The organism is Cryobacterium sp. Sr3 (genome assembly GCF_004402835.1).
Taxonomy (GTDB): domain Bacteria; phylum Actinomycetota; class Actinomycetes; order Actinomycetales; family Microbacteriaceae; genus Cryobacterium; species Cryobacterium sandaracinum.
This window is the reverse complement of record NZ_SOFA01000038.1, coordinates 103,203-128,709: the sequence shown is the minus strand read 5'-3', so window position 1 is coordinate 128,709 and position 25,507 is coordinate 103,203. Positions and strand designations below refer to the sequence as shown.

Annotated in this window: 22 protein-coding genes, 2 pseudogenes and 1 riboswitch; of the genes and pseudogenes, 8 read left to right on the top strand and 16 right to left on the bottom strand. The window is 67.0% G+C overall.

The features are described from left to right. Positions 1 to 4 precede the first annotated feature (4 nt). Positions 5 to 985 carry a 2,3,4,5-tetrahydropyridine-2,6-dicarboxylate N-succinyltransferase gene (dapD, locus tag E3N94_RS12130; protein ID WP_104099176.1) on the top strand — a complete coding sequence of 327 codons (981 nt, stop codon included), beginning with the start codon at positions 5 to 7 and terminating at the stop codon, positions 983 to 985. A gap of 275 nt (positions 986 to 1,260) precedes the next feature. Here the strand turns inward: dapD and E3N94_RS12125 are convergent, their stop codons facing one another. From E3N94_RS12125 to E3N94_RS12110, 4 genes are all read right to left on the bottom strand, one after another. Then, entirely contained in the window at positions 1,261 to 2,562 is a 1,302-nt protein-coding gene (locus E3N94_RS12125; protein WP_104099178.1) for a citrate synthase, read from the bottom strand. 218 nt (positions 2,563 to 2,780) lie between these two features. Beyond that, positions 2,781 to 3,884 carry a succinyldiaminopimelate transaminase gene (dapC, locus tag E3N94_RS12120; RefSeq protein WP_104099175.1) on the bottom strand — a complete coding sequence of 368 codons (1,104 nt, stop codon included), beginning with the start codon at positions 3,882 to 3,884 and terminating at the stop codon, positions 2,781 to 2,783. 7 nt (positions 3,885 to 3,891) lie between these two features. Continuing rightward, a complete protein-coding gene (fdxA, locus tag E3N94_RS12115; RefSeq protein WP_104099174.1) occupies positions 3,892 to 4,209 on the bottom strand; it encodes a ferredoxin in 318 nt (105 codons plus the stop codon). Positions 4,210 to 4,243: 34 nt separating this feature from the next. Continuing rightward, positions 4,244 to 5,236, bottom strand: coding sequence for a hypothetical protein (locus tag E3N94_RS12110; protein ID WP_104099173.1), 993 nt, complete (start codon positions 5,234 to 5,236; stop codon positions 4,244 to 4,246). Between E3N94_RS12110 and E3N94_RS12105 the strand changes: the two are divergent. The 4 genes and pseudogenes from E3N94_RS12105 to E3N94_RS12095 form a co-directional block, all read left to right on the top strand. After that, a pseudogene (locus tag E3N94_RS12105) lies at positions 5,235 to 5,648 on the top strand (FTR1 family protein); the annotation flags it as partial. The gene E3N94_RS12110 and the pseudogene E3N94_RS12105 overlap by 2 nt on opposite strands. A gap of 175 nt (positions 5,649 to 5,823) precedes the next feature. After that, positions 5,824 to 6,834, top strand: coding sequence for an EfeM/EfeO family lipoprotein (locus E3N94_RS12100; RefSeq protein ID WP_104099172.1), 1,011 nt, complete (start codon positions 5,824 to 5,826; stop codon positions 6,832 to 6,834). Between the two features lie 118 nt (positions 6,835 to 6,952). Next, positions 6,953 to 7,108, top strand: a pseudogene (locus tag E3N94_RS17615) (Dyp-type peroxidase domain-containing protein); the annotation flags it as partial. Positions 7,109 to 7,164: 56 nt separating this feature from the next. Then, positions 7,165 to 7,818: a Dyp-type peroxidase gene (locus E3N94_RS12095; RefSeq protein ID WP_347232703.1), complete on the top strand. Its 654-nt coding sequence runs from the start codon at positions 7,165 to 7,167 to the stop codon at positions 7,816 to 7,818. A gap of 139 nt (positions 7,819 to 7,957) precedes the next feature. Here E3N94_RS12095 and E3N94_RS12090 read toward each other — a convergent pair whose 3' ends face one another. The 8 genes from E3N94_RS12090 to E3N94_RS12055 all read right to left on the bottom strand — a co-directional run bounded on the left by E3N94_RS12090 (position 7,958) and on the right by E3N94_RS12055 (position 17,341). Further along, positions 7,958 to 8,398: a hypothetical protein gene (locus E3N94_RS12090; protein WP_134342335.1), complete on the bottom strand. Its 441-nt coding sequence runs from the start codon at positions 8,396 to 8,398 to the stop codon at positions 7,958 to 7,960. Between the two features lie 134 nt (positions 8,399 to 8,532). Beyond that, positions 8,533 to 10,443: a translational GTPase TypA gene (typA, locus tag E3N94_RS12085; RefSeq protein ID WP_134342334.1), complete on the bottom strand. Its 1,911-nt coding sequence runs from the start codon at positions 10,441 to 10,443 to the stop codon at positions 8,533 to 8,535. Between the two features lie 168 nt (positions 10,444 to 10,611). Beyond that, positions 10,612 to 11,307 (bottom strand): ABC transporter substrate-binding protein, encoded by a 696-nt coding sequence (locus tag E3N94_RS12080; protein WP_134342333.1) that lies wholly within the window; start codon positions 11,305 to 11,307, stop codon positions 10,612 to 10,614. A gap of 347 nt (positions 11,308 to 11,654) precedes the next feature. Continuing rightward, positions 11,655 to 11,885, bottom strand: coding sequence for a hypothetical protein (locus E3N94_RS12075; RefSeq protein WP_134342332.1), 231 nt, complete (start codon positions 11,883 to 11,885; stop codon positions 11,655 to 11,657). A 95-nt stretch (positions 11,886 to 11,980) separates the two neighbouring features. Beyond that, a complete protein-coding gene (locus E3N94_RS12070; RefSeq protein WP_134570303.1) occupies positions 11,981 to 13,729 on the bottom strand; it encodes an ABC transporter ATP-binding protein in 1,749 nt (582 codons plus the stop codon). Beyond that, the gene (locus E3N94_RS12065) at positions 13,726 to 14,673 is read right to left on the bottom strand and encodes an ABC transporter permease (RefSeq protein ID WP_104100880.1); all 948 of its coding nucleotides are present in this window, start codon (positions 14,671 to 14,673) and stop codon (positions 13,726 to 13,728) included. Before E3N94_RS12065 ends, E3N94_RS12070 begins: the two co-directional genes overlap by 4 nt. Beyond that, positions 14,663 to 15,592 (bottom strand): ABC transporter permease, encoded by a 930-nt coding sequence (locus E3N94_RS12060; RefSeq protein WP_104100879.1) that lies wholly within the window; start codon positions 15,590 to 15,592, stop codon positions 14,663 to 14,665. The genes E3N94_RS12065 and E3N94_RS12060 overlap by 11 nt, the downstream gene beginning before the upstream one ends. A gap of 138 nt (positions 15,593 to 15,730) precedes the next feature. After that, entirely contained in the window at positions 15,731 to 17,341 is a 1,611-nt protein-coding gene (locus tag E3N94_RS12055; protein WP_104100878.1) for an ABC transporter substrate-binding protein, read from the bottom strand. 230 nt (positions 17,342 to 17,571) lie between these two features. Between E3N94_RS12055 and E3N94_RS12050 the strand changes: the two genes are divergently transcribed. Together E3N94_RS12050 and E3N94_RS12045 are read left to right on the top strand one after the other, a co-directional pair. Then, positions 17,572 to 17,958 carry a DUF393 domain-containing protein gene (locus E3N94_RS12050; RefSeq protein ID WP_241977339.1) on the top strand — a complete coding sequence of 129 codons (387 nt, stop codon included), beginning with the start codon at positions 17,572 to 17,574 and terminating at the stop codon, positions 17,956 to 17,958. Positions 17,959 to 18,011: 53 nt separating this feature from the next. Continuing rightward, positions 18,012 to 18,725 (top strand): CPBP family intramembrane glutamic endopeptidase, encoded by a 714-nt coding sequence (locus tag E3N94_RS12045; protein ID WP_134342344.1) that lies wholly within the window; start codon positions 18,012 to 18,014, stop codon positions 18,723 to 18,725. A gap of 142 nt (positions 18,726 to 18,867) precedes the next feature. Here E3N94_RS12045 and gcvP read toward each other — a convergent pair whose 3' ends face one another. Genes gcvP through gcvT form a run of 3 tightly spaced genes read right to left on the bottom strand, consistent with a single transcriptional unit; the run spans position 18,868 to position 23,396 of the window. Next, the gene (gene gcvP, locus E3N94_RS12040) at positions 18,868 to 21,816 is read right to left on the bottom strand and encodes an aminomethyl-transferring glycine dehydrogenase (RefSeq protein ID WP_134570302.1); all 2,949 of its coding nucleotides are present in this window, start codon (positions 21,814 to 21,816) and stop codon (positions 18,868 to 18,870) included. A gap of 28 nt (positions 21,817 to 21,844) precedes the next feature. Then, the gene (gcvH, locus tag E3N94_RS12035; RefSeq protein WP_104100875.1) at positions 21,845 to 22,216 is read right to left on the bottom strand and encodes a glycine cleavage system protein GcvH; all 372 of its coding nucleotides are present in this window, start codon (positions 22,214 to 22,216) and stop codon (positions 21,845 to 21,847) included. 25 nt (positions 22,217 to 22,241) lie between these two features. Beyond that, positions 22,242 to 23,396: a glycine cleavage system aminomethyltransferase GcvT gene (gene gcvT / locus E3N94_RS12030; protein WP_134570301.1), complete on the bottom strand. Its 1,155-nt coding sequence runs from the start codon at positions 23,394 to 23,396 to the stop codon at positions 22,242 to 22,244. A 183-nt stretch (positions 23,397 to 23,579) separates the two neighbouring features. Beyond that, positions 23,580 to 23,677, bottom strand: a riboswitch (glycine riboswitch). Between the two features lie 164 nt (positions 23,678 to 23,841). Here gcvT and E3N94_RS12025 point away from each other — a divergent pair. Further along, positions 23,842 to 24,186, top strand: coding sequence for a LysR family transcriptional regulator (locus tag E3N94_RS12025; RefSeq protein WP_134374716.1), 345 nt, complete (start codon positions 23,842 to 23,844; stop codon positions 24,184 to 24,186). 22 nt (positions 24,187 to 24,208) lie between these two features. Here E3N94_RS12025 and E3N94_RS12020 read toward each other — a convergent pair whose 3' ends face one another. Continuing rightward, positions 24,209 to 25,417 (bottom strand): FAD-binding domain-containing protein, encoded by a 1,209-nt coding sequence (locus E3N94_RS12020; RefSeq protein WP_198416288.1) that lies wholly within the window; start codon positions 25,415 to 25,417, stop codon positions 24,209 to 24,211. Between the last annotated feature and the right edge of the window lie 90 nt (positions 25,418 to 25,507).

Here is a 25,507-nt window from a genome sequence, read left to right as displayed (position 1 = left end):
AGCCATGACCTCCGCCGTGCCCCCGACATCCGTTTCCCCCTCGAACGCGTGGGGCTACGGCCTCGCCACCGTCGCCGGCGACGGCACGGTGCTGGACACCTGGTTCCCCGAACCTCGGCTCGGAACCCTGCCGGCCGGCCGCGACCGCTGGATCGTGCCGTCTGAACTCGAGGAATTCGCCGGGGTGGACCCGAGGCGAATGGTGCGAATCGAGGCCGTGACGATCGAGATCGACCTCACCGCTGCGCCTACCGGAACGTCGGATGCCTACCTGCGCCTGCACCTGCTGTCGCACCTGCTGGTGCGCCCGAACACCCTCAACCTCGACGGCATCTTCGGCCACCTGCCCGCCGTGGTCTGGACGAATGCCGGCCCGATGCTGCCCGCCGACTTCACCCGACTGCGGCCGGCCCTGCAGCGCCACGGCATCCAGACGACCGGAATCGACAAGTTCCCGCCGCTACTGAACTACGTCACGCCCGACCGGGTGCGGATCGCGGACGCGTCCCGGGTGCGTCTCGGGGCGTACCTCTCCCCCGGCACCACGGTGATGCACGAAGGTTTCGTCAACTTCAACGCCGGTACCCTCGGCACCTCGATGGTCGAGGGCAGGATCTCTCAGGGTGTCGTCGTGGGTGACGGCGCCGACATCGGCGGCGGTGCCTCCATCATGGGCACGCTCTCCGGCGGCGGTACCGAACGGGTGTCCATCGGCGAACGGGCCCTGCTCGGGGCCAATTCCGGGGTGGGCATCTCGATCGGCGCCGACAGCGTCGTCGAGGCGGGGCTCTATGTGACCGCCGGCACCAAGGTGCTGCTGCCGGGCCAGCCGCGCACTGCCGACGGCACGACGCCGTCGGTGAAGGCCGTCGAACTCTCCGGGGTCGCGAACCTGCTTTTCCGCCGCAACTCGGTCTCGGGCGCGGTCGAGGTGCTGGCGCGCACCGGCACCGGCATCGTGCTGAACGCCCAGCTGCACGCCTGACGCCGGGCGGCCGGTCCGACGCTCGAGCGCGACCGAAACAACCCGCACGGCGGCGCCTCCGCTGAGTACGCTGCCAGTCGCAAGGGAGTGGCGTGGGAACGACGCACCCGACCATCATCGCCGGGGCGCCACCTGACTACAGCCCCAGGTCTCTGACGAATTCGACGGAGATTCTGCTCGAAATCGCCCTAAACAGGCCGGAAACCGGCATTTTCGGCAGAATCTCCGTCGAATTGGTCCGATCCCGGCAGCGGGCGCGCGGTGCCTCGCGGCGGCTAGCGGCGCGGGAAATCGCGGGCCGGCGACCCGATGTAGAGCTGTTGCGGGCGACCGATCTTGGTCGTGGGGTCCTCGTTCATCTCGCGCCAGTGCGCCACCCAGCCGGGCAACCGGCCGATCGCGAAGAGCACCGTGAACATGCTGGTCGGGAAGCCCATCGCCTTGTAAATGACGCCGGTGTAGAAGTCCACGTTCGGGTAGAGCTTGCGCTCCCGGAAGTAGTCGTCGTTGAGCGCGATGTGTTCGAGTTCCTTGGCGATGTCCAGCAGGTCGTCCTTGACGCCCAGTGCGGCCAGCACCTCGTCGGCGCTCTCCTTGACCAGGGTCGCCCGCGGGTCGTAGTTCTTGTACACCCGGTGGCCGAAGCCCATCAGGCGAACGCCCTGTTCTTTGTTCTTGACTCGTTCAACGAACTTCTCGACGCCTTCGCCGGATGCTTTGATCTCGCCCAGCATCTTGAGCACGGCCTCGTTGGCGCCGCCGTGCAGAGGCCCGGAAAGCGCGTTGATGCCCGCGGAGACCGACGCGAACAGGTTCGCCTCAGTGGAGCCGACCAGGCGAACGGTCGAGGTCGACGCGTTCTGCTCGTGGTCCTCGTGCAGCATCAGCAGGCGCTCGAGGGCCTTACTGACGACCGGGTTCACCTCGTAGGGCTCGGCGAGTGTGCCGAAGATCAGCCGCAGGAAGTTGTCCACGTAGCCGAGCGAGTTGTCGGGATACAGGAATGCCTGGCCGATGCTCTTCTTGTAGGCGTACGCCGCCATCACGGGCAGCTTGGCGAGCAGGTGCACGGTGGCCAGCTCGACCTGCTCCGGGTCGTTGGGCTCGAGCGCATCCTGGTAGTACGCGGCCAGCGCCGAGGTGCCGGCGGAGAGCACAGCCATCGGGTGCGCGTTGTACGGCAGCACGTCGAAGAGGCGGCGCAGGTCTTCGTGCAGCAGGGTGTGCCGACGGATGCGCGTGTCGAAGGCCTCGAGTTCGCTCGCGCTAGGAAGGGAACCGTAAATCAACAGCCAGGCGGTCTCGAGGAAGTTGGAGTTCTGGGCGATCTGCTCGATCGGATAGCCCCGGTAGCGCAGGATGCCCTTCTCGCCGTCGATGAACGTGATCGCCGACCGCGTGGCCGCGGTATTCACAAACCCGGAGTCGAGGGTGATCAGACCCGATTTGCGGGTCAGCGTCGAGATATCGATGCCGGAGGCGCCGGCCGTGCCGCGCACGATCGGGAACTCGGCGGATCCGCCGGGGAACGACAGTGTCGCCTGCTTGGGTTCGATGGATGGCGTTCGCTCGGCGATGTCGCTCACGGCGGCTCCCTGGGTCTGACTGAGTGTCACTGGATATCACTACCTAACCGGCTGGTGGCTGACCGTCTGTGGCGATGGGCCACAGCACACCGGTGTGTCTGGAGACGTCAACGCGGATACAGCCTAATGGCCGCAACCGCCTACTGTTGCATCCACCAAGAATGTCCACTCTTCATTGGAGAGAGTTGACATTTCCCGACAGTGGGGCATTAGCCAGCGTGCAACCGAGTCGCAGCCGCCGCGATGCGTTCGTCCGTGGCGGTGAGGGAGAAGCGCACGTGTCTCGGGTAGCCGTCGCCGTAGAACGGACCGGGTCCGGCGAGGATACCCCGCTCGGCGAGCCGCCCGATCGATTCCCAGGCGGGGCGCCCCTCGGTCGCCCAGAGGTAAAGCCCGGCCTCACTGCGGGTGATGCGGAAGCCCGCCGCCACCAGTGCGGGCAGCAGCACCTCGCGTCGCGCCTGGTAGCGCCGACGCTGCACGATGACGTGTTCGTCGTCGCCGAGCGCGGCCACCATGGCGGCTTGCAGCGGCGCGGGAAGCATGAGGCCGGCATGCTTGCGCACGGTCAGCACCCGGGCGAGCAGGTCCGCGCAGCCGGCCGCGAACGCGCCGCGGTAGCCGGCCATGTTCGACTGCTTGCTCAAGGAGTAGAGCGCGAGCACATCGTGCCGGTCCTGCCCGATGACGCGGGGGTCCAGGATGCTCGGGGTCGGCCGGGCATCCCACCCGTCGGTCCAGCCGAGCTCGGCGTAGCACTCGTCGGAGACGATCACCGCGCCGAGTTCCCGGGCGCGCGCGACGGCCGTGCGCAGCGCGTCGACCGAGAGAACCCGGCCATCCGGGTTGCCCGGGCTGTTCAGCCACACCAGCTTCGTCGTCTCGGGCCAGTCGGCGGGGTCGTCGGCGGCGAGGGCGTCCGCTCCGGCCATGGCCGCGCCGATGCTGTACGTCGGGTACGCGGCAAGCGGATGCACAATGGTGTCACCCTCGCCGAACCCGAGCATGAAGGGCAGCAGGGCCACTATCTCCTTCGACCCGATGGTCGGCAGCACGTTCTTCTCGGTGAGGCCGGTGACGCCGCGCCGGCGCTCGTACCAGTCGATGATCGCCCGCCGCAGCTCCGGCGTGCCGGCGGTCTGCGGGTAAGAGTGGGCGTCGGTGGCCTGGGCCAGCGCTCGGCGGATGACCTCGGGCGTCGGGTCCACCGGCGAACCGATCGACAGATCGACGATGCCGCCCGCATGGGCCCGGGCCCGGGCGGCGAAGGGGACCATCTGGTCCCACGGGTAGTCGGGGAGCGGCTTCAGCATGGCTGAATCAGACCTGGGGAGGCAGCACGGCGATGATGGGGTGGTCCTTATGGATCACGCCGACCTTGGCCGCCCCGCCGGGCGAGCCGATGTCGTCGAAGAACTCGACGTTGGCTTTGTAGTACTCGGCCCACTGCTCGGGCACATCGTCCTCGTAGTAGATGGCCTCGACCGGGCAGACCGGTTCGCAGGCACCGCAGTCGACGCACTCGTCGGGGTGGATGTAGAGCGAGCGGTCACCCTCGTAGATGCAGTCGACCGGGCACTCGTCGACGCAGGCGCGGTCCTTCACGTCGACGCACGGCAGAGCAATGACGTATGTCACGTTGGAGGGCTCCCTTCACAAGCGAATATCCAGTCTATGCCGAACGCGGACGGGCCGGGATTCGTGGCCAGGCCAGCACGATCGTGGCCACCAGGGTCGGCACGACGGTCCAGAGCAAACCCGGAATCCCCTCGGGGACCAGGACAGAGCCGCCGGTGCTGCGCAGAGACAGGATGAAGATCGTGCCGAGGAGGCCGATCGCGCAGGAAAAGACGACCAGGCGGTCCCCCAGCATCAGACGGAGACCTGCCAGGAGCGTCATGATTCCGGCCAGGGCCAGGATCAGCCCGATCGGGATCGTCACGGGCCCGATTGGGAGGGTGGCCTGGTGCGCGATCGTGCCGAGCACGCCGAAGGCGGCCCCGGTCAGGAGGGCGACGACCGCGGCCAGGCCGCGGCTGAGCAGCCCGGGGGTCGCGTCCGGGTCGGGAGCGTGCGCCAGGGGCAGCCGCAGGAAGGTCTCGGTGCCACCGATCGTGACCGGGCGGTCCGCCGGGTCGGCCGGGTCGGCCGGGTCGGCCGCGGCCACCGACTCGACCGGCACGACGGTGTGGTCGGTGACGCTCCAGCGGCGCGCATACGCGGCGAGGGCGCGCAGCTTCTGGTCGACCTGGCCGCTCACATCGATCGCGACCAGCCGCTGGCCGACGGCATCCGTCACCTGGCGGTGCTCGAAGACCGGCACATTCAGGCTGTCGGCGGCCCCGGCGGCCGCCCGGCGGAGGGTGTCGTCGTCGGCGCCGATCACGACCGCGGTGGCGTGCACGTCCGCGAGCACGTCGGCGACGGCCTCGGCCAGTGACTGCGCCCCGGATGCCGCGGGCAGCATCCGCCAGTCGCTTACGTCGAGCGCCGCCATGGCTGCGCGCACGTCGGAGTCGTCCGCGGAGTGGGAGTCCGTGGAGCCGAACAGAACGACGACCTCGGCGTCGTCTGACCGCAGCCGGGCGATGGTTCCGCCGGTCAAAAGGGATTCCTGACCGGGCCGGTCGTGCACGAACACGACTCGTTCTGCGCTGCCGGACATGACCATTGCTGAGCTCCACGGAGTTGGGACGGGCGGACACCCGCGCATGAATGATAGCTGGACACGATCGCAGAACCGAAGCTGGAGTCAAGATACTAAGGTTAGCCTCACCAAACTTCTCCCTCAAACCCAGGAAGCCTTGTGCTCGCGCAATTACCTGATCGGCCTCCGTGAAGGCCTCGAAGTCGCCCTCATCGTGACCATCCTCGTGGCCTACGTCGTGAAGGTCGGCCGCCGGGACGTGCTCCGGCGTATCCGGACCGGATGCAGCCTCGCCGTGCTGCTGGCGCTCGGCATCGGCGCGCAGCTCACCAACGGCACCTACGGCCTGTCGTTCACGTCCCAGGAGGCCATCGGCGGCGTGCTGTCGATCGTGGCGACGGGCCTCGTGATCTGGATGGTGTTCTGGATGCTGGCGCGAGCCCGCAACCTGTCCGGCCAACTCCGGTGCAGCATCGACCGGTCCCTTGTGGGCTCGGGGCTCGGCCTCGTGGTCCCAGCACCAGCCCCGCGTACGAGCACGCCGCCGAGACCGCGGCGCTCCCCGCTGACCCAGCCCCTTCCCGAACCTTGTGCTAGGGACTCCTATGAACGCCCGCCTCGTTCCCCTCACCGCAGTTTCCGCGTTCGGCCTGCTCGTCCTCACCGGCTGCGTCGCCAACGCCCCGGCCGGTTCCGCCGGGGCGTCCCTCACGGTCGACAGCAGCGCGGATGCCGGCACCGTCTCGGCCAAGGAAGCCCCCGTCGGAAACCTCAGCTTCAGCATCACCAACTCGGGCGACCAGGTCACGGAGTTCTACCTGCTCGCCGATGACGGCCTGCGCATCGACGGCGAGGCCGAGAACATCGGTCAGGGACTCACCCGCGACCTGGTCATGCAGCTGGCCGCGGGCGAATACGTCACCGCCTGCAAGCCCGGCATGACCGGTGACGGGATCGGCAAGGCCGGCTTCATCGTCACCGCCTCCGACCAGATCGTCGCGGTCGACGACGACCTCGAGGCGCAGATCGAGACCGCCAACGTCAACGACGCCTCCTCTGTGCGCGATCAGGTGGCCCAGCTGGTCACCGGCACCGACTGGCACGCAATCGAGAAGGACCCCTGGCCGGCCGACGCCGAGGCCGGTTTTCTCGCCTATCCGGCCGCGGAGCGCCTACGCCTCGCCGACCGCCTGATGCAGGACACCGCGACCCTGAACGAGGAAGTGCAGACCCTCTCCTTCACGCTGTCGCAGCAGACCAACGGCGCGATCGGCCTTTTCGACGAGGTCGCCACCGGCAAGGTCGCCACCGGCAAGGTCACCGACGAGGAGGAGTTCTGGTCGCACACCGACCTCCGGGACTTCCAGGCCAACGTCGACGGTGCCGCGGTGCTCTACGCCGGCGTGCGGGACATCCTGGGCGACAAGGATGCCGCCCGCGCCGATAGCCTCGACACCGAGTTCGCCGCGCTGCAGACACTGCTGGACGCCCAGCGCGTCGGCGACAGCTTCACCCCGTACACCGAGCTGAGCGAGGCCGAGATCGAGGCCCTCGCCGACCAGGTGGACGCCCTCGGCGAACCGCTCAACCAGCGGACCGCAACCCTGGTGCTCTAGGTGACCGGGCAACAGCAGTCGCGCGGCCTGTCACGTCGCGGGCTGCTCGGCCTCGGCGTTCGACGTTTCCGCGGGCACCATCAGGTCCGGGTTGGTCGACTGCTCCGCGACCGGACCGATGCCGCCGCCGCCATGGCTATGGGGTGTGACATCGGCGATTTCGGGCCGTCAGCGGCCCTTACGACGCACCCCGGAGGACACCGGCGAGGCGCTCGGCCTGCCGGCCTCCGGGCTGACGATCACGTTCGGGTTCGGCCCGAGCCTGTTCGAGAGCATCGACGGCGCCGACCGTTTCGGCATCGGGAGTCGGAGCCCGGTCGAGCTGGTCGAATGCCGCACTTCCCCGCGGACAGGCTCGAGCCGGGACGGAGTGGCGGCGACCTCGGCATCCAGGCCTGCGTGGACGACCCGCAGGTGGCCGTGCACGCCAGCCGCAACCTCTCCCGCATCGCCTTCGGGCGCGCGGCCTTCCGCTGGTCTCAATTGGGGTTCGGACCCACTTCCTCGACGAGTACGGCGCAGGCCACGCCGCGCAACCACTTCGGTTTCAAGGACGGCACATCCACTATCACGGCAGAGGAGCCGGATGCCGCCGCCGACCATGTCTGGGTCGGCGGCGGAGACGGGCCCGCCTGGCTGGCCGGCGGCTCCTATCTGGTGGCCCGGCGCGTCCGGATGACCATCGAGTCCTGGGACCGCACCATCCTGCGCGAGCAGGAGGCCGTGTTCGGCCGCAAGAAGGGCGAGGGTGCCCCGTTGTCGGGCGGCACGGAGTTCACCGCTCCGGACTTCGCCCTCACCGGCCGGGCAGACCTGCCGCTGATCGGCGCGACAGCGCACGTGCGCCTGGCCCGGCACGACGCTCCGAACGAGTACATCCGCCACGTCGGGTCAGCCCTCTGCGCCGTCCCGCCCGGGGCCGCTTGGGGCCGCCCGCGGCTCCTACGCGGGTGCCCCCCTCTTCGCCTGATCCCCCGCGGCTGAGTGAGCCTGCCTTTCGGTCGGCCTGACCCGGTGCAGCAACTCCGGCCCGAACGAATTCGACGGAGATTTTGCCCGAACCACTCCCAAACACGACAAAACAGTCGTTTTTCGAAAGAATCTCCGTCGAATTGGTTCTCAGCTAGGCGGCCGGGGACACCGTGTAGAGCACACCCTCGGGAGTGCCGGCGACGACCACCGACCAGGTCTCGTTCGTCAGGGCCGCGACGCCGGCATTGCCGACGTTCGCGGTGGCGGCGTTGTCGGCGCTGAAACCGGCAGCCTCGAGCATCGCCGTGGCGTCGGCCAGCGGGTCCGCGGCGCTGGTGGTGACGGTGACGACCCAGCCCCGGCCGGCGTCCGCGGTGTTCGCTGCCCCGAAACCGAGATCCCCGTCGATCACGGGGATCTCTTCCGGCCAGCCCTCGGGCAGCTGCCCGCCCAGGCTGACATCGCCTCCGGTTGCCCCGTTCACCGCGCCGTCGACCGCGGAGCCGACGGCCTCGCCGGAGCATCCGGACAGCAGGGCCACGCCCGCGACGGCCAAGGTCACGGCCAGCACACGTACTCGGTTCAACTGCATCAGGGATCCCATCCTTCGGTTCGATCGTTCACGTGCTTAAAAGCGCGAAACCGCAGGGGCAGCACTATGGAAAACCATAACCACACCCCTACGGTTTCGCTCGTCGCGGCCGCTCAGCCGCACGGTGGCGACGGTTAGTTCGCGTCCTGCTTTTTCAGACGCGAGACGTTGCGCTGACGTGCCGAGGCGGCCAACTCGACCTTGCGGATGCGCACGACGGCCGGGGTGACCTCGACGCATTCGTCTTCACGGGCGAACTCGAGGCACTGCTCGAGCGTGAGCTGCTTGGACGGGGTCATCGACTCGAACGTGTCGGAGGTGGACTGACGCATATTGGTCAGTTTCTTCTCCTTGGTGATGTTCACGTCCATGTCGTCGGCGCGCGAGTTCTCGCCGATGACCATGCCCTCATAGACCTCTTCGGTCGGGTTGACAAAGAACGACATGCGCTCCTGCAGAGCGATGATCGCGAACGGCGTGACCACGCCGGACCGGTCGGCGACGATCGAGCCGTTGGTACGAGTGGTGATCGTGCCGGCCCAGGCCTCGTAGCCGTGGAAGATGGCGTTGGCGATACCGGTGCCGCGGGTGTCCGTGAGGAACTCGGTGCGGAATCCGATCAGGCCACGCGACGGAACGATGAATTCCATCCGGACCCAGCCGGTGCCGTGGTTCGCCATGTTCTCCATGCGTCCCTTGCGGGCGGCGAGCAGCTGGGTGATCGCGCCGAGGTACTCTTCCGGCGAGTCGATAGTGAGGTGCTCGTACGGCTCGTGAATTTTGCCGTCGACGCGCTTGACGACGACCTGCGGCTTGCCGACGGTGAGCTCGAAGCCTTCGCGTCGCATCTGCTCCACCAGGATGGCGAGGGCGAGTTCGCCTCGGCCCTGGACCTCCCAGGCATCCGGGCGTCCGATGTCGATAACGCGGAGCGAGACGTTGCCGACGAGCTCCTTGTCGAGACGGTCCTTGACCATGCGGGCGGTGAGCTTGTGGCCCTTGACCTTGCCGATGAGCGGCGAGGTGTTGGTGCCGATCGTCATCGAGATGGCCGGGTCGTCGACCGTGATGGTCGGCAGCGGGCGCGGGTCCTCCGGGTCGGCCAGGGTCTCACCGATGGTGATGTCGGCGAATCCGGCGACAGCGACGATGTCGCCGGGGCCGGCGCTCTCGGTTGGGTAGCGGTCGAGCGCCTTGGTGATCATGAGCTCGGTGACACGCACATTTGCGATGGTGCCGTCGTGCTTGATCCAGGCGACCGTCTGACCCTTCTTGATGGTGCCCTGGAAGATGCGCAACAGTGCGAGACGGCCGAGGAACGGCGAGGAGTCGAGGTTGGTTACCCAGGCCTGCAGCGGGTGCTGGTCGTCGTAGACCGGCGCTGGAATGTGCTCGAGGATCGCTGCGAAGAGCGGCTCGAGGTCTTCGTTGTCGGGCAGCTGGCCGTTCTCGGGACGGTTGAGGCTGGCGGACCCGTTACGGCCGGACGCGTAGACGACGGGCACGTTGAGAACCAGGTCGAGGTCGAGGTCGGGCACATCGTCGGCCATGTCGCTGGCGAGGCCGAGGAGCAGGTCCTGGCTTTCCTCGACGACCTCGTCGATGCGAGCATCGGGACGGTCAGTCTTGTTCACCAGGAGAATGACGGGCAGGTGGGCCTCGAGCGCCTTGCGCAGCACGAAGCGGGTCTGCGGCAGCGGACCCTCACTGGCGTCGACGAGAAGCACAACACCGTCGACCATGGAGAGGCCGCGCTCGACCTCACCGCCGAAGTCGGCGTGGCCGGGGGTGTCGATCACGTTGATGGTGATGGGGCCATCCTTGGCGTGGATGCCCTTGTAGGAGATCGCCGTGTTCTTGGCGAGGATGGTGATGCCTTTTTCGCGCTCGAGTTCGTTCGAGTCCATGGCGCGCTCTTCGGTGTGTGAGTGCTCGGCGAACGAGTTGGTCTGCTGGAGCATCGCGTCGACCAGCGTGGTCTTGCCGTGGTCAACGTGGGCTACGATCGCGACATTTCGGAGGTTATTGCGCGTGGCAATCGCCATGAAGTAAATCCTTACGAAGAATGGATGCCGCAAAGTACCGCATGCGACGAAGAGTGGATGTGTGTGGTCAAAGTCCGACCCAACGGACAATCCTACCGCACTCTCCCCGTCCGGGGGCTGAGAGTCCCTCGGATCCCGACTCGGAGCACGAAAAACGGGGCGGAGGGCTCAAGTCCCCGTCCCGTCCTCCGTGCTGTGTTGCGGGTGTGTCCGCCACTGGGTGGCCCTGTGGTTGACGAGGCCGGACTTCACGGCGTACACGTTCGGCAGCGGCGCGATCGGGATGATGGGCACGTACGCGGCGAGGACCGTGTTGATCTCGTTGGCGATGACGATGCGCTTGTCGGTGTCGAGCTCCGTGTTGGCCACGTCGTAGCCGATTGCGTCGCCCACGTTGTCTTCATATCCCTTTTGACCCGGCATAAAGATGAAGCTGCCCTGGGTGGTGGCGTCGACGCCTACCGGCGTGTTGACCGACTCGGAGATGAGACCGCGGTTGACGGCGTGGCCGATGGCGCGCCGCAGTTCGACGTCCGCGAGCGGGCCCTTCGAGCCGTTCATGGTGACGTGGGTCCAGGTGAGGCCACCGGATGCCTGGATCTCGGCATCCGCGCGCTTCTCAGCCCTCTGGTCGGCATCGGCGTTCGACGAGATGTGGAGCAGGTCGGTTTCGGAGTTGCCGAACGACGTGGCTGCCGATGCGCCGCTGGCCGGCAGCACGCTCGTGAAGATCGACGCCCAGTCGGCGTTGATCGAGTCGAACGTGACCGTGAAATCGAATTCGGTTCCGGTGGATTCGATCGCGCTGATCTGGTCGAAGATGGCCGTGGAGGCTGGGGAATACTTCTCGTTGGTGCCGTTCATGGCCGTCAGGTGGCCACGTAGTCCTTGTACGTGATCGGAGTGCGCTCTTCCCAGACCGCGGCCGGGTTGAGCTCGGATCAGACCAGTGTGCCGGGAACGGCGACGATCTGCGTACAACGATGCGAAACCATGAAGACTCCTCCATCGTTCCCCCCGCCGGGATACCGGGGGAAGGAACTGCTCTCGTGTGCTTGAGGGGAGAGCCTATGCCTGCGTGAAGCGACTCTGCCCCAGATGCCAGTCTGGGGCACTCTAAGACGGAAAATGTAACAGTTTTGAAACTTTGAGGGCACAATGCGCAAGAACACGATCTGTCCTGGAGCAAAGCTCAGGCGCAACCAGAAAATTCAGGCCAGCGACGACCACGCCAGCTGAACGGCCGGCCCGAGGACGAGCACGGCGCCGACCAGGAACGACCGTCGATGCCAGCGGCGCACCACTCGCTCCCCGGCGCGCTGCGGAGCCTCGTGCCGGTCCCAGAAGCCGCGGATGGCCCGGTGCGCGGACGACCCGGTGATCCGCCCGCTGGCCTCCCGCACCTGCCCGGCCGCCCGAGAGGTCTCCGGCGAAGTCGCCACCGACGACCGGACAGCGGACGGTGCACCCCAGCACACGAGGCGTTCGCCCGATCGGGTCACCACGACGACCTGGTGCCGAAGCACCCGGAACCCGGTCAGCGGCCAAACTGGAAGTTGCCACCGGGGATGGCCGCGAGCAGCTCCTGGGTGTAGGCCTCGCGAGGACTGTCGAAGACCTCGTCCGTGGACGCGGTCTCGACGATCTTGCCCTTCTGCATGACGCAGACGTTGTCGGCGACGAGCCGCACGACCGCGAGGTCATGCGTGATGAACAGGTAGGTCAGGCCCAGTTCAGTCTGCAGCTCGGTGAGCAGGTTGAGGATCTGTCCCTGCACGAGCACGTCGAGGGCGGAGACCGCCTCGTCGAGCACGAGCACGTCCGGCTTGAGCGCCAGGGCGCGCGCCACGGCGATGCGCTGGCGCTGCCCACCGGACAGTTCGCTCGGGTACCGGTACCGGGTGGCCCAGGGAAGGGAGACCTGGTCAAGCAACTCGCGCACGCGGGCCTGCCGCTCCTCGGCGTTGCCGATCTTGTGGGCCAGCAGGGGCTCCGCGATCGTGTTGCCCACGTTGTACTGCGGGTCCAGGGAACCGTACGGGTCCTGGAAGACCGGCTGAACGCGACGCCGGAACTTGAGCAGCGCCGCACCCTTGAGCCCGGCGACATCCTGGCCGTCGAATTCGATCTGCCCGCTGGTGATGCTCTCCAACTGCAGGATGAGCTTGGCCACCGTCGACTTGCCCGACCCGGATTCGCCGACGAGCGCCGTGGTGGTGCCCTTCTTGATGGCGAAGGAGACGTCGTTGACGGCCAGCAGCTCGTTGTACCTCAGACCCTTGGTGCGGATGCGGTACATCTTGGAGATGTTCTGCACCTTGATCAGGTCCTGCGTCGCCGCCGCCTGCTCCCGCTCGGCCGCACGGGCCACGAGGGTCGTGTCGAGCGATCCACCGGAGAAGATCTCCACGTCGTCCGCATCCTGGCTCTTGGCCGACTGGATGCGGCGCGACGCGAGGCTCGGAGCCGCGGCCACAAGGCGCTGGGTATAGGGATGCTGCGGGTTGGCGAGGATCTCCAGCGACGGCCCGGATTCGACGACCTTGCCCTTGTACATCACGACGAGCTGCTCGGCCCGCTCGGCCGCGAGGCCGAGGTCGTGGGTGATGAACAGCACCGAGGTGCCGTAGTCGCGGGTGAGGGTGCCGAGGTGGTCCAGGATCTGACGCTGCACCGTGACGTCGAGCGCCGAGGTGGGCTCGTCGGCGATCAGGAGCTTCGGCCGGGCGGACAGGCCGATGCCGATCAGAACACGCTGGCGCATGCCGCCGGAGAACTGGTGCGGGAACTGCTTGAGGCGGTCCTCCGCGTCGCTGAGGCCCGCCTCCTGCAGCACCTGGATGGTGCGCTGACGCGCCGCCTTGCCCTGAGCCACGTTGTTTGCCCTGATGGCCTCCTCAACCTGGAAGCCGATGTTCCAGACGGGGTTCAGGTTGCTCATCGGGTCCTGCGGCACGTAGCCGATCAGGCGACCGCGCACATCCTGCATCTGTTTGTCCGACAGCCCGGCGAGGTCGCGGCCCTCGAACAGGATCTGTCCGGCCGTAATCTTGCCGGTACCGGCGAGGAGCTTGATGATGGCCTGTGCGGTCGTGGTCTTGCCCGAGCCGGACTCCCCCACGATCGCCAGCGTCTGACCGGCATACAGGGTGAGGCTGACCCCCCGCACGGCGGGGACGAGGCCGTGCTGGGTCTGAAAACCGACCTCGAGGTCGCGGATCTGGAGCAGAGGCTCGGTGGAAACGACGGCGCTCTCGCCGATGGATTCGATGACGGTCTGGCTCATCGGCGGGCCCTCGCTTCGGGGTCGAGGGCGTCGCGCACGACGTCGCCCAGCATGAGGAACGCGAGAACGGTCACGGACAGTGCCGCCGCAGGGTAGAGCAGCACCTGCGGGTTGGTGCGGAGCGAACTCTTCGCCGCGTCGATGTCGTTACCCCAGGACATGATGCCCGGCGGGAGGCCGATGCCGAGGAACGACAGGGTGGCCTCGGCCACGATGAACGTGCCCAGCGAGACGGTGGCGATCACGATCACGGGGGCGATCGAGTTCGGCACGACGTGGCGCAGCAGAATCCGGAATTTGCTGACGCCCAGGGCGACGGACGCCGTGACGTAGTCCGAGTTGCGGGCGGAGAGTACCGCGCCGCGCATGATTCTCGCGATCTGCGGCCAGGCGAAAAGCGACAGCACGAGTGCGATGGTGACGGGGGTTCGCTCCGGCAGGACCGACATGAGCACGATCGCGCCCAGCACGGTGGGGACGGCGAAGAAGATGTCGCCGATGCGGGAGACGATTGAGTCGAGCACGCCGCCGTAGTAACCGGCGAGCGCGCCGACGATGATTCCCGTGAAGGTCACCAGGATCGTGGCGAGCAGGCCGACGGTGACCGAGGCCTGCGTGCCGAAGATGATTCGCGCGTAGATGTCGCAGCCCTGACGGGTGTAGCCGAGCGGATGTCCGTCTCCCGGACCAGCGTGGCTGTCGCCGAGGTCGCACTCGGTGGGCGACACCTGGGCGAACAGGCTCGGGAACAGGGCGACGATAACGATCAGGAGGATCAGGGCCGAAGAGATCCAGAAGGTGGGCCGCACGCGCATGGCGTCCCAGGCATCCGCCCAGGTGCTGCGGGCCTTCTGCGATTCATCGAGGCGGTCGACGACTTCGACCGGGGTTTCTTCGAGCGCGGCCACGTAGTGGGTCTGCGCGTTCGGGTTCTTATTTGGCATAACGAATCCTCGGGTCCAGAGCTGCGTAGAGGAGGTCGACGAGCAGGTTGGCCAGCACGAAGATCACGACCATCACCGCGATGAACGACACCACGGTGGGTCCTTCGCCGAGCTTGATCGCCTTATAGACGGTGCCGCCGACGCCGTTGATGTTGAAGATGCCCTCGGTGACGATGGCACCGACCATCAGTGAGCCGAGGTCGACGCCGAGGAAGGTGACGACCGGGACCAGGGAGTTGCGCAACACGTGCACGCCCACCACCCGGCGGCGGGAGAGCCCCTTTGCTGTGGCGGTTCGCACGAAATCCGCGCTGAGGTTGTCGGAGACACTGGCCCGGGTGAGCCGCACAATGTAGGCGAAGGACACGGAGGCCAGAACAAGGGCCGGCAGCAGCAGTTCACTCAGGGGAGCTTCGCTGCTCACCGTGGTGCGCGCCCAGCCGAGCTTCACCGCGAAGACGTATTGCAGCACGAAACCGATCACGAACGTGGGGACGCTGATCAGGAGGAGGCTGACCACGAGGGCGCTGGTGTCGAAGAGCTTGCCCTTGCGGAGCCCAGCAACGAGACCGACGAGGATGCCGAAGATGGCTTCTATGGCCAGCGCGAGCAGGGCCAGACGGGCGGTGATCGGGAAGGCCTTCGCCATCACGTCGCTGACCGGGCGGCCGGAGTAGGTGGTGCCAAGGTCACCCTGGAAGAAGTTGCCGATGTAGATGAAGTACTGCACGATGAATGGCTTGTCCAGGTTGTACTGGGCGCGGATCTGCTCGATCACTCCAGGAGCCGGCGGCCGATCGCCGTACAGGGCCGCGATGGGGTCTCCGGGAAGAGAGAACACCATGAAGTAGATCAGGAGTGTCGCACCGAAAAACACCGGGATCATCTGGAGCAGGCGTTTGCCGGTATACCAGATCATCAGGTCCCCAAGCCGGAACGTATGTACATGAAATTCACAATCACTGGTCGAGTCTAGTCACGTGTGGGGTCCGGGGCTGTATGCCCCGAACCCCACACGTGTTATCTGTTTACTGCTGACGAGCTGGTTGAACGAGAGCTACTCGCTCTTGGTGATGTCGGTGTACATCGGCACGGAGTCCCAGCCGAAGACGACGTTCTCGACCGACTCGGACCAGACGCCACTGACGTTGGAGTACCAGAGCGGGATCGTGGGAAGGTCGGCGAGGAGGACTTCCTGTGCTTCCTGGTACTTCGCGGTGGCGTCCTCGACGGAGGACGCGGCTGCGCCTTCCTTGAGCAGCGCGTCGAACTCTTCGCTGGTGTAGTCCTCGTAGTTCGAGCCGGCACCGGTCTGGTACAGCGGAGCGAGGAAGTTGTACAGCGACGGGTAGTCACCCTGCCAGCCGGCGCGGGTTCCACCGGTCAGCTTGTCGGCGGAACGGTCGTCGAGCGCCGCAGCGAACGTCGGGTACGGCTTGCCGATGGCTTCGATGCCCAACGTGTTCTTGATGCTGTTGGTCACCGCGTCGACCCAGGCGGCATGGCCGCCGTCGGAGTTGTAGGCGAGGTCGAACGTGCCGGTGTAGGGTGCGATCGCGTCGGCTTCGGCCCACTTGGCCTTGGCTTCTTTCGGGTTGTATTCGAGGACTTCGGCACCCTTGAGGGAATCGGAGTAACCGTCGATGACCGGCGAAGTGAAGTCGGTCGCAGGGGTGCGGGTGCCCTGGAAGATGACGTCCGTGATTTCCTTGCGGTCGATCGACATCGAGATGGCGGCGCGTCGCAGCTTGCCCTCCTCACCACTCCAGTGCTCGAGGTAGTACGGCATGTTGAAGCCCTGGAAGATGGCGGCCGGCTGGTTCACGAAGCGGTCCGGGAAGTCCGACTCGTAGGACTCGAACGCGGCGTCCGGGACGGCGTCGAGCACGTCGAGGTTGCCACCCTGGACATCCGCGTACGCGGCGTCCATCGAGGCGTAGAAGACGATGTTCAGGCCACCATTGGCGGGCTTGCGCACGCCGTCGTACTCGGGGTTGGTGACGAGGTCGATTCCGACCTCGTGCTCCCAGGCGCCCTCTTTGGCCAGCATGTACGGGCCGTTGCCGATCGGGTTCTCGCCGAAGGCTTCCATGTCCTCATACGCGGCGGAGGGCAGCGGCATGAACGCCGTGTAGCCCAGGCGCAGCGGCCAGTCGGCCTCGGGAGAGGCCAGCTCGACCGTGAAGGTGGATTCGTCGACGACCTTCAGACCGGTCAGTTCGGCGTCAGCGTCGTAGCTGAAACCGGCGATGTTGTCAAAGAAGTAAGAGGCGCTCTGAGCGTTGCTGAACTTCGCTCCGAAGTTCCAGGCGTCCACGAAGGAGTCAGCCGTGACGGCCTCGCCGTCGGTGAACTCCCAGCCGTCGTTGAGCGTGACGGTCCAGTTCTGGGCGTCGTCGGACTCGATCGACTTGGCGACCTCGTTCTCGATCTCGCCTTTGGCGTTGTACGAGACGAGCCCGGCGAAGATCGAGGTGGTGATCTTGCCGCCTCCGGTCTCGGTGGTGTTCGTCGGGACCAGCGGGTTCTGCGGCTCGGATCCGTTCGTGGTGATGATCGCCGCGGTGTCACTCTCTGCCGGGGCGTCTCCGCTGGCGCAACCGGAGAGCACAAGGGCTCCCGCGGCAGCCAAGGCGATGGCAGGTATGCCCAGTCTCCTGATTTTCAATTTTCCTCCAGTGCACAGGGAAATGCCGCGTGACCCTCAGGCGAGCAGACATCTCGGATATACCGACCTTAAAGAGTGGGCGCGGACTTCGCATAATCTATTGGGGAAACGTTACAGATGCGAAACAAACTGCGCAGGATAGTTGCGCCACAGCAGGTTCTTGCGCGCAATCCGTCCACCGAATTCAGCAACCTGCACGTTCCGGGCAGTGGGAAGATGGGAGGATGATCGTGACCGCCCACGCACGCCCTCCGCTGTTGATCTTCGACGGCGACTGCGCGTTCTGCACGACCTCCGTGAACACCATGAAGCGTCTGATTCCCGGCATGCCGGCTTCCGCTCCCTACCAGTGGACCGACCTGACGTCCTATGCGCTGACGACGAAGGATGCCCAGTCCCGGGTTTGGCTGATCGTCGACGACCACCGGTTCGGCGGCGCCGCGGCCGTGGCCGCCCTGCTTCGGCACCAGCCGAATGTGCTCATGCGCGTCTTGGGCTGGCTCGGCACCGTGCCGCCGTGGTCGTGGGCGGCCGAAGTGGGCTACCGGCTCGTGGCGCGGTACCGCCACCGGCTGCCCGGGGGAACACCGGCCTGCCGGATGAAGCCGGGCGCGTGACTCTGCGCGGCAATCGAACCGGGCTCCGCTGGGAGGTAGGGATCGTCCTCGGAATGTCGCTCGGGGCATCCGCGCTCTACTCGATCATTTCGATCATCGCCCGGCTGACCGACGCCCGGCCGCTCTCGGAGCAGTCGGCGACCCTGAACGGGTCGCAGTCACCGCGGGAATGGCTCGACTTCAGCTATCAGTTCCTGAGCATCTTCTTCGCCCTGTTCGCCGTGGCCCTGGTGCTCTACCTGCTGTGGCTGCCGGGGCAGAGTCCGTTCCGGCGGCTGGGCTTCGACTTCACGCAGCCGGGGCGCGACCTAATGCGCGGTTTCGGGCTGGTGCTCGTGATCGGTATCCCCGGACTGGGGCTCTACCTCGCCGGGCGGTCCCTCGGCTTCACCGTGGCGATCGTGCCGTCGCCGCTCGACACGTTCTGGTGGACGATCCCGATCCTGGTGCTCTCGGCGTTGCGCTCGGCACTGGTCGAGGAGCTGATTGTGGTCGGCTACCTGTTTACCCGGCTGCGCGAGCTGGGTTGGTCCACCTGGACCATCATCGTGTCCTCGGCGCTTTTGCGCGGCAGCTACCATCTCTACCAGGGCATCGGGCCGTTCTTCGGCAATGCGGCCATGGGGGTGCTGTTCGGCTGGTGCTATCTGCGTTGGGGACGCACGATGCCGCTCGTGATTGCGCACTGGATCCTCGACATCGTCTCCTTCGTCGGGTACCCGCTCGCCCTCACCTGGTGGCCGGGGCTCCTCGCCCCCGCTGCCTGACCTGCCGGCCGACCTGACCTGCCTGACCTGCCGGCCGGCCGGCCTGCGAATTCGACGGAGATTTTGCCGAGAATGGCGCGAATCGGGCCAAAACCTGGCCGGACAGGCAAAATCTCCGTCGAATTCGTTAGGGAGTGGCGGTCTACTCGAAGGCCTCGGGGGGCGGGCAGGCGCAGACGAGGTTGCGGTCACCGAAGGCGTTGTCGATGCGGCGCACCGGCGGCCAGTACTTGCCACGGATGAGACTGCGCACCGGGTAGACCGCGGTCTCACGGTCGTAGGCGTGCGTCCACTCCCCCTCGATCACCGACTGTGCGGTGTGCGGGGCATTGTGCAGCGGGTTGTCCTCGGCAGGCCAGCGGCCGGCGGCTACGGCATCCGCTTCGGCCTTAATCGCGATCATGGCCTCGACAAACCGGTCGATCTCGCCCAGGTCTTCACTCTCGGTGGGCTCGATCATGAGCGTACCGGACACCGGAAAGCTCATGGTCGGCGCGTGGAAGCCGTAGTCGACGAGTCGCTTGGCCACATCATCGACGCTGACCCCGGTGGCCTCGGTGAGCGGGCGTAGATCGAGGATGCACTCATGTGCGACCAAGCCGTTGTCACCGGAATACAGCACCGGGTAGTGAGCCTCGAGGCGCTTGGCCACATAGTTGGCCGCGAGAACCGCGGCGCCGGTGGCCGCGTGCAGACCCTCGGCCCCCATCATGCGCACATAGGCCCAGGAGATCGGTAAAATGCTCGGGCTGCCGTACGGCGCCGCCGAGACCGGCCCGCCGGAGTGCACGACCGTGCCGCCCACTGTGCCGCCGACCGTGCCGCCACTTTCATCGACACCGCCGTCGACCGCCGCCGCATCGCCGGAGGCGAGGAGGTAGTGCTCGTCGCTCTGAGCGAGGGGATGCCCCGGCAGGAACGGAGCGAGGTGCGCCTTGGCCCCGACCGGACCGACGCCCGGCCCGCCGCCGCCGTGCGGGATGCAGAACGTCTTGTGCAGGTTCAAGTGCGACACGTCGCCGCCGAAGTCGCCGTAACGGGCGAAACCGAGCAGGGCGTTCAGGTTGGCGCCGTCGACGTAGACCTGGCCGCCGGCGTCGTGCACGGCCGTGCAGATGGCGCCGACCTCGTGCTCGTAGACGCCGTGCGTCGACGGGTAGGTGATCATCAACGCGGCGAGGTTCTCGGCGTGCTTCGCGATCTTGGCGCGCAGGTCCTCCAGGTCGACGTTGCCGAGCTCGTCGCAGGCGACGACGACGACCTTCATGCCGGCCAGCACGGCGGATGCCGCGTTGGTGCCGTGCGCGCTGGACGGGATCAGGCAAACCGTGCGCTGGGTATCCCCGGTGGAGAGGTGGTAGCCGCGGATCGCGAGGAGCCCGGCGAGTTCACCCTGGCTGCCGGCGTTGGGCTGGAGGGACACGGAGTCGTAGCCGGTGACATCCGTCAGCCAGGATTCGAGCTGCCGGATCAGTTCCAGGTAGCCCTCGATGTCGGCACGCGGCGCGAACGGGTGCAGCCCGCCGAACTCGGGCCAGCTGACGGCCTCCATCTCGGTGGCCGCGTTCAGCTTCATGGTGCAGGAGCCGAGCGGGATCATGCCGCGGTCGAGCGCGTAGTCGAAGTCGGCGAGGCGCTTGAGATAGCGCATCATGCTCGTCTCCGAGCGGTGCGTGTTGAACACCGGGTGGGTGAGGAACTCGCTGGTGCGATGAAGTTCGGGCGGAAGGCCGGCCTCGACCATGCTGAAGTCCACCAGGCCGAAGGCATCCCGCCCGCCGAACGCGCCGACGACCAGGGCGAGATCCGCGAGAGTCGTCGTCTCGTCGACGGCGATGCCGACGGTGTCCGCGTCGACCAGGTAGAGGTTGACCCCGCTGGCGGAGGCGGCCCGGGCGATCTCGGCGGCGCGGCCCGGAACGGAGGCACGGACCGTGTCGAAGAACGTCGCGGTGACAACGTCGACACCGGCGGCGAGGAGAGCGACGACGAGTTGCCCGGCGCGCTCGTGCACCTGGGCGGCGATCTTCCGCAGGCCGTCGGGCCCGTGGTAGACCGCGTACATGCCGGCCATCACGGCCAGCAGCACCTGGGCGGTGCAGATGTTCGAGGTGGCCTTGTCCCGACGGATGTGCTGCTCACGCACTTGCAGCGACAGGCGGTAGGCCGGGTGGCCGGCCGCGTCAACGCTGACGCCGACCAGGCGGCCGGGAAGCTGACGCTCGAGGCCACTGCGCACGGCCATGTAACCCGCGTGCGGACCGCCGAAGCCCATCGGCACGCCGAAGCGCTGGCTGGTGCCCACGGCCACGTCGGCGCCGAGCTCGCCGGGCGAGGTGATCAGGGTCAGGGCGAGCAGGTCGGCGGCGACGACGACGAGCGCGCCCTGCGCCTGGGCGGCGGCGATAACGCCGGCCGGGTTCCAGACCCGGCCGGATGCGCCGGGGTACTGCACGAAGAGACCGAAGTACCCGCCGAGGTCCTCAGCGGACCCAGCCAGGTCGACCTCCACGAGGTCGATCCCGACGGCGGCCGCGCGATTGCCCAGCAAGGCCTTCGTCTGCGGCAGCGCGTCGGCGTCGACGAGGAAACGGGTCGACTTCGACTTCGACGCCCGACGGGTGAGGAGCATGCCCTCCACCACGGCGGTCGACTCGTCGAGCATGGACGCGTTGGCCGTGGAGAGTCCGGTCAAGTCGGCGATCATGGTCTGGAAGTTGATCAGCGCCTCAAGACGGCCCTGGGAGATTTCGGGCTGGTACGGAGTGTAGGCCGTGTACCAGCTGGGATTCTCGAACACATTGCGCTTGATCACGGCCGGGGTGACGGTGTCGTAGTAGCCGAGACCAATCATGGACCGCTTCACGGTGTTGCGGCCGGCGAGGTCCCGCAACTCCGCGATGGCCTCCCGCTCGGTGGCGGCGGGCGGCAGGGTGCTATCACCGATGGTGCGGAACTGGTCCACCTGGATCGATTCGGGCACGGCCGCGTTGACGAGGGCGTCGACCGAGTCGTAACCGAGGATCGACAGCATGCGGGACTGCGCGTCGGCATCCGTGCCGATGTGGCGCTGAGTAAAGGGCTGTGACATGTGTGCGGAACCTGGCTTTTCGTTTTCGTTACTCGCCGATGAGGGCGGAGTAGTCGGCGTAACTGAGGAGAGGAGGCAACTCCGCGAACGTGACCTTGAGCAGCCAGCCGGCGCCGAACGGGTCGCTGTTGACGAGCTCGGGGCTCTCGACGACGGCGTCGTTGGTCTCGGCGACGGTGCCCGTGACAGGGGCGAAGAGCTCGCCGACCGACTTGGTGGACTCGATCTCGCCGACGACGGTGCCGCCGGCGACATCGCTGCCGACGGCTGGCAACTCGACGAAGACGACGTCGCCAAGCTTGTCGGCGGCGTAGGCGGTGATGCCGACGGTGGCGGTGTCGCCGTCGACGAGAACCCACTCGTGCTCGGCGGTGTACTGGAGTTCAGACTGTTCGGCCATGGGGGTGTTCCTCTCGAGGGGTGGACTATTTCTGACGCTTGTAGAACGGAAGGGCGGTCACAGTTGCGGGGATGCGGGTGCCGCGCACATCGACGAAGACCTGGGTGCCGAGTCGCGCCAGGCCGGGAGCCACGTAGGCCATGGCGATCGGATGTCCGAGCGTCGGCGACAGCGCCCCGCTCGTGATCACGCCGTCGGCCACGGTCGCGTCGGCACTGCGATACACCGGGTAGTCGGCGCGCCCGGCACGCTTGCCGGCAGATTCCAGTCCCACGAGTACGCGCGCCTCCGCGCTGGGACCCTCTTCGCTGGCCTCGCGGCCGATGAAATCGACCTCCTTGGCGAGGTTCACAACGCGGCCGAGTCCGGCCTGCGCCGGGTAGGTCGAGGTGCTCAGTTCGTGGCCGTAGAGCGGCATGCCGGCCTCGAGACGGAGGGTGTCGCGGCTGGCGAGCCCCGCCGGCACGAGGTGGAAAGAGGCGCCCGCCGCGCGGAGCGCGTCCCAGAGCGCCGCGGCATCCGGCACGTCGACATAGAGTTCGAAGCCGTCTTCACCGGTGTAGCCGGTGCGGGCAATGAGAACGCGGCCGGCCTGGAAGGCACCACCCAGGGCGCGGTAGTACTTCAGCGCTGACAGGTCGCCGTCGACCGTGAGGTCCGCCGTGGCCTCGAGGATGGCGCGCGAATTAGGCCCCTGCACGGCGATCAGGGCGACGTCGTCACTCTGATCGGTGACGGTGACGTCGAAGCGGGTGGCCCGGGCCGTGAGCGCCTTGACCGCCGGGAAACGGTTGCCCGCGTTGGCGATGACGAGGTACTCGTTCTCGGCCGTGCGGTAGACGACGATGTCGTCGATGATGCCGCCGGCACGGTTGAGGATGAGGCTGTACTTGGCCTGCAGCAGGTCGATCGTGGAGAGTTGGCCGGCGAGGGCATAGTCGAGGAACGCTCCGGCGTCCGGCCCGGCCACCAGGATCTCGGCCATGTGCGAGAGGTCGAAAATGCCCGCGCTGGTGCGCACGGCGTGGTGCTCGGCGAGATCGCTCGAGTAGCGCACCGGCATCTGCCACCCGGCGAAGTCCGTGAAACTGGCGCCGGCATCCACGTGCGCCAGGTGCAGCGGGGAGAACCGCTCCACCGTGGGGGTTGAATCGGTGTGGGCTTCAGTGTCCGAGGTCATGAGTTCTCCAGGTTGTCGCCGGCCGGGGGCCGAGCAAGAATCTCCGGGGCGCGATCGATCGATCGTACCCCTGGGAACTCCCCCTCTGTCGTCAGGCCTGAGAGCTTCACCGCAGCCGTTGGTCGGGCGCGATTTTCACCGTGGGCGAGCCGCTGTCGAGCCGCGACTACTTTTCAGAGTGGCCAGTTCGATGCGGTACGAGTACCTGAGAGATTGTCGGGGAGGATTGCTCCTTCGGTGTTCGACTGCCTGAGGGCGCCGAACTCTCCCGCATCGACCTTGATGGCCCTATATTCACTTGAGGGTGTGCGCTCCGAGCCTAGCGCGTGCGGGCCCGGCAGCGCGGTGCGGCCGCTTCCGTTGCCTCCCGGCGACACCTCCAGCGGGAACGCGTACCCTTGTCACTTCGCCCGCGATTCGTGCGGCCCACACAGAAAGGCGTTCCGTGGACATCACACTCCTCCGGCATTTCATCGCCGTCGCCGAGGAGTTGCACTTCCCGCGCGCCGCGATGAACCTCAATATCTCCACCCCGAAATTGCGCTCCTCGATCGCAAAACTCGAAGCGAACATCGGCGTCGTGCTCATCGACCGCACCACGGAGACCACCCGGCTGACCGCGGCGGGCAACCTATTTCTCACGGATGCCCGCACCGAGCTGGCCGCCTCGGATGAGTCCTGGAAGCCGCCGCTTCCGGCGGGCGGAAAGGCCAAGGCGGCGAAGGGCAAGGGCCGCGCGCCCGAGGTGAAGGGCCAGCCGCGTCCCGGCAAGCGCCGCCAGGGCCGCTAGCCCGCACGCTCGACTTCGGACTCTAGACGCCGGCCGAGGCACGGCGCCAGGCCGAGAAACTGGCCACCGATCCGCTGTGCGGCGGCACCAGCCACGGCCACGGATGCAGCACGGCCGCGCCCTCCGCGTACCGCGCAAAGCTGGGTACCGGCGCAAACGTGACTGCTGCGTCGAGGTCCGGAACGATCACTCGCGGGTCACCCAGGTACACGACCACCTCGCGACGCCGGGCCAGATCCTGAAGGGTTTCCACTGTGAAGATCAGTCTTTTGCTTGAGAGCCGCAGCCTGGCCAGGGCCGGCTCGTCGAAGACGAAGGCGGCCGGGAGTGCGGGATGCGCCGCAAGGGCCGGATCGGCGTCACCCAGGGAATCCACCGTCAGCAGCACCGACCGGGGTGCGCGGCGGCGCACGACGTCGGTAGGCCCCTGCGTGTCGGACAGGTGCGGATCGTGCGTGAGGTTCGCCGGCGCATCCGTCACCGGCACTGGCGCTGCCCCCACCGGAAACTGCTCGATCGGGCAGGCCCGGGCGAGCGGACAGTCCCGGCAGAGCTGCGGCGCTCGTTTCTCAACCTGCCAGCGGGCGAAGCCGTAGGCGGAGCCGGTGCCGGCACCCACGGTCCACTGCCAGCCCAGGAGGTTGGCCGCGCGGGAGCCGTCGAGCAGGTGCCGGTAGAATTCTTCCTGGCCGGCATGCCACCCCGCGCCAGACCGGACCGTGTACTGGGAGGCCAGCCACATCCGGGTCTGGTTGACCAGCCAGCCGTCGGTTTCCAGTTCCGACACGACCGAGTCGATGCAGTGCATCCGGTTCGGCCAGGCCTGGGGTTCGAATTCTCCGGACCAGGGTGCCGCAAAGCGCAGGTTTCGGTGCAGGGCCACACCCACACGCGCATAGAGATGTCGGGCGTATTCCTGCCAGAGCAACTCGTCCCGGAATTTGCGGGTATCTCGGGCAGGTCCGTCTGCGACGTGCTCCCAAGCCCGGCTAAGCGGCACCAGGGAGTGCCGAATGTACGGTGATAGCCGGGATGCCCCGCGATCGATTTCCGGCAGCACCTGGCTGCGCCTAGCCGCATAGCCCGCGACCGAGAATGCCGCGAGGGCACGGTCGGCGCTGGTCTGGCCACCCCGGATGCTCGGGCTCGCCCGCACCTCGTCGTCGACCAGGTGGTGCAGATGGCGCCGCACCACGGCATCCGCGGTTCCGTCATTCAGAGCGATGAGCACACCTGATTTTAGACCCTGCCTGAGGGGCAGCAGAAAGCGAAACGGGCCTGGGCCGGTCACGATCAAAATGATCGCGATCGGCCCAGGCCT

Coding starts and splice junctions, on each gene's coding strand:
- dapD (WP_104099176.1), top strand. CDS start 5: ATGACCTCCGCCGTGCCCCCGACATCCGTTTCCCCCTCGAACGCGTGG.
- dapC (WP_104099175.1), bottom strand. CDS start 3,884: ATGCTGAAGCCGCTCCCCGACTACCCGTGGGACCAGATGGTCCCCTTC.
- E3N94_RS12110 (WP_104099173.1), bottom strand. CDS start 5,236: ATGTCCGGCAGCGCAGAACGAGTCGTGTTCGTGCACGACCGGCCCGGT.
- E3N94_RS12100 (WP_104099172.1), top strand. CDS start 5,824: ATGAACGCCCGCCTCGTTCCCCTCACCGCAGTTTCCGCGTTCGGCCTG.
- E3N94_RS12095 (WP_347232703.1), top strand. CDS start 7,165: ATGCCGCACTTCCCCGCGGACAGGCTCGAGCCGGGACGGAGTGGCGGC.
- E3N94_RS12090 (WP_134342335.1), bottom strand. CDS start 8,398: ATGCAGTTGAACCGAGTACGTGTGCTGGCCGTGACCTTGGCCGTCGCG.
- typA (WP_134342334.1), bottom strand. CDS start 10,443: ATGGCGATTGCCACGCGCAATAACCTCCGAAATGTCGCGATCGTAGCC.
- E3N94_RS12080 (WP_134342333.1), bottom strand. CDS start 11,307: ATGAACGGCACCAACGAGAAGTATTCCCCAGCCTCCACGGCCATCTTC.
- E3N94_RS12070 (WP_134570303.1), bottom strand. CDS start 13,729: ATGAGCCAGACCGTCATCGAATCCATCGGCGAGAGCGCCGTCGTTTCC.
- E3N94_RS12065 (WP_104100880.1), bottom strand. CDS start 14,673: ATGCCAAATAAGAACCCGAACGCGCAGACCCACTACGTGGCCGCGCTC.
- E3N94_RS12060 (WP_104100879.1), bottom strand. CDS start 15,592: ATGATCTGGTATACCGGCAAACGCCTGCTCCAGATGATCCCGGTGTTT.
- E3N94_RS12045 (WP_134342344.1), top strand. CDS start 18,012: ATGTCGCTCGGGGCATCCGCGCTCTACTCGATCATTTCGATCATCGCC.
- gcvP (WP_134570302.1), bottom strand. CDS start 21,816: ATGTCACAGCCCTTTACTCAGCGCCACATCGGCACGGATGCCGACGCG.
- gcvH (WP_104100875.1), bottom strand. CDS start 22,216: ATGGCCGAACAGTCTGAACTCCAGTACACCGCCGAGCACGAGTGGGTT.
- gcvT (WP_134570301.1), bottom strand. CDS start 23,396: ATGACCTCGGACACTGAAGCCCACACCGATTCAACCCCCACGGTGGAG.